The sequence below is a fragment of the Streptomyces lonarensis genome (assembly GCF_012033735.1).
Lineage (GTDB): Bacteria > Actinomycetota > Actinomycetes > Streptomycetales > Streptomycetaceae > Streptomyces > Streptomyces lonarensis.
Window position 1 is genome coordinate 1 of the sequence record NZ_JAAVJD010000295.1, and the last position, 5,465, is coordinate 5,465.

Here is a 5,465-nt window from a genome sequence, read left to right on the forward strand (position 1 = left end):
TGCCGGCGCCCTGCCTGTGCCGCCGCCCTGCCTGTGCCGGGCCCCGGGCGTGGACCTCAGCCGGTCACACCCGCCCCCGGCGCACACGACGCGAGCCCGTCGTTCCCGTCCGAGGACGGAACGACGGGCTCGCGTCGTGCGGTGGCCGCTGCCGCCGGGCCGGGGCGTCCCCGGCCCGGCGGCGCCGGCTCAGCCCACGCCGGCCGGCTCGGGGGCGGTGACGCCCTGCCCCTGGAACCGCAGCCAGTTGACGTTCAGCAGGCCGCCGGTGTTGTCGCTGCCGTCCGGTCGGCGGGTGACGAACCAGACCCCGCCGTCGGGCTCGTGGTCCCCGATCTCTGCGGTGACGGTCTCCCACTCCTGCCAGCCGCCGGTGCCGGCGACCTCGACCGACCCGATCAGCTCGCCCTCGGGGTCGCCGACCCGGATCTCGACGGTGCCGCCCTCGACGGCGGAGGCGACCCGCAGCTCCACGGCGTCGATGCCGGAGAGGTTCATCGGCTCGTAGCCGAACCAGTCGCCGTCCGCGATGTGCCCGATGTTGAGCCCGCCGCCGGTGTCGGTGGTCGGCTCGGTCCGGACCCCGGGCTCGTCGGCCCCGGCGCCGTCGGAGACCCGGCCGGTGGCGGTGTGGAACTCGGCCTCCTTGTCCTTGGTGTGCAGCACGACGACCTCCTGGGTCGTCAGCGGAGCGGTGCCCGGTGCGCCTTCGTCGGTGTAGGTGACGGTGACGACGCCGAAGATGTCGGCGCCGACGTGACCCTCGTCGCCGGGCAGCGGGAACGAGCCTGAGCAGCCGCGGTACTGCTCGTAGGGGTGGGCGTGCTCGTCGTGGCCGAGCGCCGGCTGGGTGATCACCCGCTCGCAGTCGATCTCGCCGTCCTCGGCGTCGGTGACGGTCACCTCGTACTCGATGGTGTCGCCCCAGCTGAACAACCCGCCGTTCAGCGGTGCCTCGACGGTGATCTCGGGAGCGCTGTTGCCGGCGTTGATCTCCACGCCGGCGACGGCCGTCTCGCCCTCGGCGTCCGTCACGGTCAGCGTCACCGAGCGGACCCCTGCCTCGGTGTAGGTGTGGGTCACCTCCGCGTCGGTGGCGTCGGTGGTGCCGTCGCCGTCGAGGTCCCAGGCGTAGGTCAGTTCGCTGCCGTCGGGGTCCTCGGAACGGACGGCGGAGAAGGAGACCTCCAGCGGCAGCGGTCCGGAGGTCACGTCGGTGTCGAGCCGCGCCACCGGGGCGGAGCCGCCGCCGGCGCGGTGGTCGACGCGGTAGACGCCGGAGTCGGTGTTGTCGCCGCCGAAGCCGCTGCCCCAGTCGATGACGTACAGCGCGCCGTCCGGGCCGAACCGCAGCGCGTGCGGCCGCTTGAACGACAGCTCCTCCAGGGCGCGTTCCACCCCGTCGACCTCGCCGCCGTCGACACCGACGGCGAACAGCCGGCCGTTGTTCCAGTCGCCGAGCACCGCCTTGCCGTCCCAGGATGCGGGCCACTTGCGGTCCGACTCCAGCTCCTCGTCGTAGAGGTAGACGCCGCTGGTCATCGGAGCGCCGCTGTTGCCGATCTCCGGCACGCCGGAGGACGCGGCGCCCATCCACAGCTCGGCCGCGATGGCCGGCGGCAGTTCGGTCACCCCGTCGTTGTTGGGGGAGTCGTTGACCGGCGCGGTGCAGTCGAAGGTCTCACCGGATGTGCCGGTCTCGAAGTCGTAGTCGACGTACGGGGTGTTGTCGCCGACGCAGTAGGGCCAGCCGTAGAAGCCCGGGGCGTCGACGATGTTCCACTCGACGCGGCCGTCCGGGCCGCGGGCGTCGTTCGCCGCGGCGGCGTCCGGGCCGTAGTCGGCGACCAGCAGTGCGTCGGTGCGCGGGTCGAGCCCGATACGGAACGGGTTGCGGAACCCCATCGCGTAGATCTCGGCCCGGGTGTGCTCCTCACCGGCCTCGAACATGTTGCCCTCCGGGACCGTGTAGCCGCCGTCCTCGGTGGGGGTGATACGCAGGATCTTGCCGTTCAGGTTGGCCGAGTTGGCCGACGTCCGCTGCGCGTCCCAGAGTTCGCGCCCCTCGCGCTCGTCGATCGGGGTGTACCCGTCGGAGGCGAACGGGTTGGTGATGTCACCGGTGGCGATCAGCAGGTTGCCGTCGCCGTCGAACTGGAGCGCGCCACCTGCGTGGCAGCACTGCTGCCGCTGCGTCGCGATCTCCAGCACGACCGCCTCGCTGTCGGCGGCGATGGTCTCGCCGTCCAGCGTGAACCGGGAGACCCGGTCGGCCGCCTCGTCACCCGCGGGGGAGTAGTAGAGGTACAGGTGGCCGTTGTCGGCGAACCCCGGGTCCAGTGCGACGCCCAGCAGCCCGTACTCCTGGCCGGTGTAGACCTCGACCTCGCCCGCCGTGGTCACCGTGCCGTTGGCGCGCACCAGGCGGACGGCGCCGCCGCGGTCGATGTAGAGGACGCGCCCGTCGTCGGTGACGGCGAGCTCCATCGGGTTGCTCGTGGTGTCGTCCAATGTCACCGCCGAGAAGGTGCCGGCCGGCTCCTCCTCGTCCTGGCCGCCGCAGACGCCGTCCCCGTGCAGGCCGGCGGCGTACTCGATGCCGCCGAGGAGGTGCTGGACGAACTCCGGCTCGCTGTAGGACTCCTGGGTGTGCCCCATGCCGGTGTACCAGGACCGGCCGCCGTCGTACGCCTGGCACCAGACGATCGGGTGGTCGCCCATCGCGCCGTTGCCGGGGTCGTAGCTGGACTCGTCGAGCGAGGCCAGGACGTGCACCGCGTCGCGCGGGTTGTCCTGGAAGTTGTACCACTCGTCGTAGCGGGTCCAGGAGTCGTCGAGGTGCGCGGTGGAGGGGTGGTCGTGGTCCTCGATGTCGACCGTCGCGTCCTGGTTGTGGGGGTGGCTCGCGAAGTACGAGCCGACCAGGCCGCCGTACCAGGGCCAGTCGTACTCGGTGTCGGACGCCGCGTGCACTCCCGCGTAGCCGCCACCGCCCTGGATGTACCGCTCGAACGCCGCCTGCTGGTCGGTGTCGAGCACGTCGCCGGTGGTCGACAGCCACACGACCGCGTCGTACGGCTCCAACCCGGAGTCGGTGAAGACCGAGGCGTCCTCGGTGGCGGTGACCTCGAACCCGTGGTCCTCGCCGAGCTGTTCGACGGCGGCGATGCCGGCGGGTATCGAGTCGTGGCGGAAGCCCGCCGTCTTGGAGAAGACCAGGACGGAGACGTCCGCCTGGTCGCCGTCGCCCGGGTGGGCGGCGGCGGTGAGTCCGCCGGCGGCGGCGGGGGCGGCCAGCAGGCCGGCGGTCACGGCACAGGCGAGTACCGCTCGGGAGCCCCGCCGGGAGAAGGGGCCCGGGGGCGGTGCGGAAGAAGCGCGTGGGGCGTGTGAGGCGCGTGGGGACACAGCAGTCTCCTCAGGTGGGGGTCAGGGAGCACAAGCCGGTTGCTGCGACGTCACTTCCATGTGTAGGAGTGAGGTCGGGGAAAGTCCATATGTCGAACCGTGAATTGCACACCCACCTGACAAAATGCCACTCATGGCGACCATTCGTGTGCGAAGGGTTGCAGTGTGGGGTGGTCGGCCCGATCCGCACGCCGATCGGGCACCGTCGAGGCGGTACGGGTGTGGCGGCGCGCGCGCCGCGGGTCGCCGCCCGTCAGACTGGCCACGCCCGCACCGGAACCCACGGGGGTGACGGGCCCCGTCGGACAGCGGACCCGCAGACCGAGAGGAACCGTCATGCCCGGACCCAGGGTGGAACTGCACCCACTGGACGCGCCGTTGCTGGAGCAGCTCGTCGCCGTGGCGGTCGGGGACGCCGCGCCACCCGAGGTCGGCCCGGTCACCGGCCCCGGCGACCCCTCATCGGAGACCCCGCCCCAGCAGTGGACCGCGGCCCGCGCCGACGCCTTCCGGGCCTGGCACCGCGACCACTCCCTCGCCCCCGGCGGCAGCCAACGGACCTTCGCGGTCCTGCTGTCGCGGCCGGCGGGCGAGAGCACCGCCGGCGAGGGAGCGGACGGTGAGGGGCCGGGCGGCGAGGTCATCGGGGCCGCCCGACTCGCGCCCGTGCCCGGCGAGGCCGGAACGGTCGAGGCGGGGCTGTGGCTCGCCCGCCGCCACCGCGGGCACGGGCACGGCACCACCGTGGTGCGGGCGCTCCGCGACCTCGCCCGTGCCGACGGCGCCGGCCGGCTGTTCGCCTCGACCGACCTCGGCAACGCACCGGCGCGACGGCTGCTGGAGGCCGAACTGGGAGCCCACGCGGCGCCTCCCGGCGCGACGACCCTGACGACGCGTGCCCAACTCAGCCCCGCAGCCATGCTCCTGGCTCGCTCCGCCCCCGCCGGGGAGGCGCCGCCCCTGGCGTGGCAGGACGCGCCCGACCACCCCGGCCCGCTGGTGCTGCGGTGGCTGCGCGAAGCAGCGGACGCCGGAGTCGCCGCCCTCCAGGCCGCCACGCTGGCGACCGTCGACGGCGACGGCACCCCCGACGCCCGCGTTCTCGTCCTCCGCGACGTCTCGGCGGACGGCGCGGCCTGGAGCTTCGCCGCCGATCGCGGCAGCCCCAAGGGCCGCCAGCTCGCTGCCCGTCCCGCAGCCGCGCTGACGCTCCACTGGCCGGAGCAGAACCGCCAGCTCCGGGTCCGCGGCGAGGTGACGGCGGGGGGCCGCGACGAGGCGGCGGCGGAGTTCCGCACCCGCTCACCCGCCGCCCGCACCGCGGCCCACACCGGCCGCCAGTCCGAGACCCTCACCTCCGACGAGGCCTACCGGGAGGCCGCCGCAGCCGCACGAGAGCTCGTGGCGGCCGCCCCCGACGCCGTACCGGACGGCCACACCGTCTACACCCTCCACGCCCGGGAGGTCGAGTTCTGGCAGGGCAGCCCCGACCGCTTCCACCAGCGGTTGCAGTACACCCGCAGCGGCGACCAATGGCGACGGCGCCGTCTCTGGCCGTGACCACTTCCCCGCTGCGCACGGACGGCGTCGGCGCAGCCGCCCCGCCGCCATGCGTGGCGTGCCGTCCCAGCGCCCCCGCCACCCCGGTGTGCCGACGGCGACGCCCGGCGGAGGTCGGGGCGCGCCATGGTGGGGGTGCTGCGGTGGAGACGCCGTGGCGGGGGCGCGCGGCGGCCCGTGGCGGGTGATCTTCGCGCCGTCGCGCGCCGCCCAGACGGGGCCATGCCGTCCGGCGCGTGTGTCCTGCTCGCGGTCCCGCTCGTTCACACGGCATGGTGCGACACGCACGGACCCCCACCAGCTGGTACACCCCGCCGCCGCCCCGCGAACCGGCTTGGAGCAGCGGCCAGGCGGACGGGACGCCGCTGTACTCCACGCTGGTCCGCGAGTGGCGCGACGCCGGGCGGCTGACCCCCGGTCACTCCGACGCGACGTGGGACCGGCTCACCGGCCCCGGCCCGGCCCCCGGACCGCAGCGGGCCGCGCCCGGCGCGCGC

2 protein-coding genes and 1 pseudogene are annotated in these 5,465 nt (G+C 74.2%); 2 read left to right on the forward strand and 1 reads right to left on the reverse strand.

The features are described 5' to 3' along the window. Positions 1-189: 189 nt before the first annotated feature. A complete protein-coding gene (locus HCN56_RS23115; protein ID WP_167974224.1) occupies positions 190-3,312 on the reverse strand; it encodes a ThuA domain-containing protein in 3,123 nt (1,040 codons plus the stop codon). Between the two features lie 432 nt (positions 3,313-3,744). Between HCN56_RS23115 and HCN56_RS23120 the strand changes: the two genes are divergently transcribed. Further along, positions 3,745-4,968 (forward strand): pyridoxal 5'-phosphate synthase, encoded by a 1,224-nt coding sequence (locus tag HCN56_RS23120; protein ID WP_167974226.1) that lies wholly within the window; start codon positions 3,745-3,747, stop codon positions 4,966-4,968. Between the two features lie 272 nt (positions 4,969-5,240). Further along, a pseudogene (locus HCN56_RS23125) lies at positions 5,241-5,465 on the forward strand (hypothetical protein); the annotation flags it as partial.